This window comes from Rhizobacter sp. P1_G5 (assembly GCF_056405435.1).
This window is the reverse complement of the sequence record NZ_JBFUCB010000607.1, coordinates 1-3,683: the sequence shown is the minus strand read 5'-3', so window position 1 is coordinate 3,683 and position 3,683 is coordinate 1. Positions and strand designations below refer to the sequence as shown.

At 69.4% G+C, this 3,683-nt stretch carries 2 protein-coding genes and 1 pseudogene; 1 reads left to right on the top strand and 2 read right to left on the bottom strand.

Translation table 11 applies throughout. The features are described 5' to 3' along the window. Both AC1D12_RS27920 and AC1D12_RS27915 read right to left on the bottom strand, forming a co-directional pair. Window positions 1–2,524 (bottom strand): ATP-binding protein (locus AC1D12_RS27920; RefSeq protein WP_477844332.1); only part of this gene is annotated, 2,524 nt, incomplete at its 3' end. An 86-nt stretch (window positions 2,525–2,610) separates the two neighbouring features. Then, complete coding sequence (locus tag AC1D12_RS27915) at window positions 2,611–3,339, bottom strand: acetyltransferase domain-containing protein (RefSeq protein ID WP_047513342.1); 729 nt, start codon at window positions 3,337–3,339, stop codon at window positions 2,611–2,613. A gap of 198 nt (window positions 3,340–3,537) precedes the next feature. Between AC1D12_RS27915 and AC1D12_RS27910 the strand changes: the two are divergent. After that, window positions 3,538–3,683, top strand: a pseudogene (locus tag AC1D12_RS27910) (sugar ABC transporter substrate-binding protein); the annotation flags it as partial.

The window sequence follows — 3,683 nt, the reverse complement described above, 5'->3', positions numbered from 1 at the left end:
GAACGAAGCCGGCCGACTGCAGGTGCTTGCCGACCAGCGTGACGGCCTTCGGGTCGTCGTCCACCACCAGCACGCGCGCCGCCGGCAGCTGCCCGTCCAGGCCGAGCGCTGCCAGCGCGGCCAGCAGGTCGTCCTTCGAGACCGGCTTGGTCAGCACCTGCGATGCACCGAGCGCGAAGCCGCGCCGCGCCTCGGCGGTGATCGACACGATGACAACCGGGATGTGCTGCGTCTGCGCCTGCTCCTTCAGCTGCGACAGCAGGTCCCAGCCGTCGCGGCCGGGCAGGATGATGTCGAGCACCAGCGCGGCCGGCAGCAGTTGCGCGGCCCGCGCCAGGCCGTCCTCGGCACTGCGCGCGACCTCGACGCGGTAGCCGTCGGACTCCAGCTGCGCGCGCACCAGCGTCGCAGTGCGCGGGTCGTCCTCGACGACGAGGATCAGCGGTGCATCGGGCCCGGCATCGCGCGGCGTGCCGTTCGGCGTGCCATCGACTGCGGGCAGCCCGGCCGGCAACTCCTCGCGCGGCGCCTGCTGCGCTTCCTCGCCGGCCGGCCGCCACGGCAGCCAGACCGCGAAGGTCGTGCCGGCGTTCGGCGTGCTGCGCAGCATCAGCCCGCCGCCGTGCAGTTCGACCAGCCGCTTGACCATCATCAGCCCGAGGCCGGTGCCCTCGTACTCGCGCGACAGCGACGAATCGATCTGCACGAAGGGCTGGAACAGCCGCAGGATGCCGTCGGGCGCGATGCCGATGCCGGAGTCCTCGATGCGGATCTCCAGGAACGACGGCAGCGTGCGCTCGGCCGGCCGGAACATCCGCGTGTCCTGCGCCTCGAGCACGCCGTCGACATCGGCGCGCGCCACCCGCTTCATCGACAGCGTGACCACGCCGCCCTCGGGCGTGAACTTGATCGCGTTGGACAGCAGGTTGAAGACGATCTGCTTGGCCTTGCGCAGGTCCAGCTGCAGGCTGCCCATGTCGGGCGCGCACACCGCGTTCAGCCGCAGCCGCTGCGTGGCCGCCTTCTCGCGCATCAGCGACACCGCGCTCGTCATGATGTGCGACGGCTCGGCCGCGCTCAGCTCGAGCGGCATGTGGCCCGACTCGACCTTCGACAGGTCGAGGATGTCGTTGATCAGGCTCAGCAGGTGCCTGCCGCTGGCGTGGATGTCGTTCGTGTACTCCAGCTGCTCGGCGTTCATGTCGCCGGCCAGGCCGTCCTTCATCAGCCCCGAGAAGCCGATCACCGCGTTCAGCGGCGTGCGCAGCTCATGCGACATGTTGGCGAGGAACTCGCTCTTCATGCGGTTGGCCTTTTCCAGCTCGGCGTTCTTGAGCTGGATGTCCTCGCCGCGCACGCGCAGCTGCTCGGCCAGCAGGTTCAGCTCCTGCAGCTGGCCGAGGTTGTGCAGCGCCACCGCGAATTGCGAGCACAGGCGCTCGATGAAGCCGCGGTCGCGCGCCGACAGCGGCGCCGAGGCGGCCAGCGCCAGCACGCCGATCAGCCGCCCCTGGTAGCTGACCGGGCAGATCAGCAGCGCGGCCGGGTGCAGCGTGGCCAGGCCGGTCTCGATGCGCAGGCCGCTGGCCGCGTCGAAGCGGTCGAAGTAGGCCGGCTTGCCGCTGCGCGCCACCGCGCCGACCGGGCCGTCGTCGATGCGCAGCACGCCCTTCAGGTCGGCCGGCGCCTGGTGCCGCGCCACCGCGCGCAGCACGCCGCCCCATTCCTCGTGCTCGTAGAACACCGCCACCGGGAACAGCGGGTTCTCGCCGATCAGCGCCAGCGTCTCGGCCAGCACCACCTCGCGCGTCGACTGCGCGTTGTAGAGCGTCAACGCGCGGGAATGCAGCGCGTCGTAGCGCCGCTCCTCGGCCACCGCCTGCTCGGCCTGCTGGCGCGCGGCCCAGTCGCGCCGCAGCCGCCAGGCGATCGCGCCCAGCAACAGCACGAGGGTGGCCAGGAACGCGATGAAGGTGGTGACGGTCGACTGCGAGCGCTGGTCCTCGACGCCCTCGCGCTCGGCCAGCAGGCGCCGCTCCTCGGTGTTGATCTGGTCGAGCAGCGCGCGGATGCGCTCCAGCCGCCGCACGCCCCGGTTGAGGCGCTCGTCGAACGCCTGCGGCGACTCGTTCGGCACCAGCACCTCGTTCTCGTGGAAGATCTGCACGCGCGCCGCGACCTCGCCGCGCAGCTCCGACATGCGCGCCTGCTGCCTCGGGTTGTCGGCGGTGAGCCACGCGAACTGGCGCAGGCCGGTGTCGATGACGGCGAGCGTGGCGTCACGCTCGTCGATGTAGACCGGATTGCGGGTCGCGAGGAAGGCCCGCTGGGCCGACTCGGCACGGTAGATGTCCGACTGGATGTCGGATGTCACGCCGATCACCTGGTGCGTGTGGCCCACGAAGGCCGAGGCCTCGAGCGTCTGGCGTGCGAAGTTCCACCCGATGCCTGCCAGCGTGAGGATGGACGCCACCGCGACGACGAAGCCCGCCGTCGCGAGCTGCTRAACCGACAAACGCGTCATCCGTTCTCCGATAACCGCCGACGGACGCGGCGGAGAGCGAACCTGCTGTGTATCACAGGTTGCGGCCCCCCATCGCGTCGACGGACCTAGCGGCGCAGCATCGTCGCGAGCAGCAGCAGGCCGATCAGCACCGGCTGGTGGACCATGTAGAAGCTCAGCGACCAGCGCCCCAGCACCGCGAACGGATGCAGCGCCTTCGGCAGCGCGCCGGTGACCCACTCGCGCCGGTTCGCGAGCACCCATTGCCCGGCGGCCAGGCCCCACCACATCACGCCGATCCACGGCAGCAGCGGCACGTAGTCCTCGGTCACCGGCTTGTGCGTGATCAGGCCGATCCAGTTCGTGAGCCGGGTGTCGAACCACGGGTGCTGCACCAGCCGCGGCAGCGCGATCGCGATGGCGCCCGCCAGCCACAGCCAGCGCCCCGCATTCGCGGTGACCCGCGTGATGACCAGCATCACCGCGATGCCGTGCAGCACGCCGAAGTAGATGAAGCTGCGCGGGAACATCAGGTACGAGCCCGCGCTCACCAGCAGCGCGCAGCCCGCCACCTGCGCCCAGCGCCGCCAGAAGCGCGGCCAGCCCTGGCCCTGCTCCCAGGCCACCGCCTGCCCGAAGCCGGCGCAGAACAGGAACAGCGTGACGATGCAGGTGCGCTGCACCAGCCAGAACGGATCGGTGGTGAAGCTCTGGCGGATGAAGTGGTAGTAGTTGAGGTCGAAGCAGAAATGGAACGCGGCCATCCACAGGATGGCGACCGCGCGCAGCGCGTCGAGGCGGTCGAAACGATGGGACGGGTGGGATGGCGTCTTCATAGGGCCCGAGATTGTGCAAGAGCCGGCTGCGCGGCCGGATGTCCGACCCCGGGTAAGTCCCAGGTTCATGTTCTATTGTTAGAACATTAATGAAACATTAACATCGCCACCGCTTGATACGTCAGGCTCCATAACTCTGACCCCCAGGAGACATGCATGTCGATTTCCCAACGTACCGTGCGCGGCTTGAGCCTCGCGATGATGGCCGCCGGCCTGATGACTGCCACGCTGGCGCAAGCCGGTGAGGTGGAAGTTCTGCACTGGTGGACCTCGGGCGGCGAAGCCAAGGCGGCTGCCGAGCTTAAGGCCACGATGCAATCGAAGGGCCACACCTGGAAGGACTT

Excerpts from the sequence above, each read along its gene's own strand:
- AC1D12_RS27915 (WP_047513342.1), bottom strand. The coding sequence starts at position 3,339 with ATGAAGACGCCATCCCACCCGTCCCATCGTTTCGACCGCCTCGACGCG.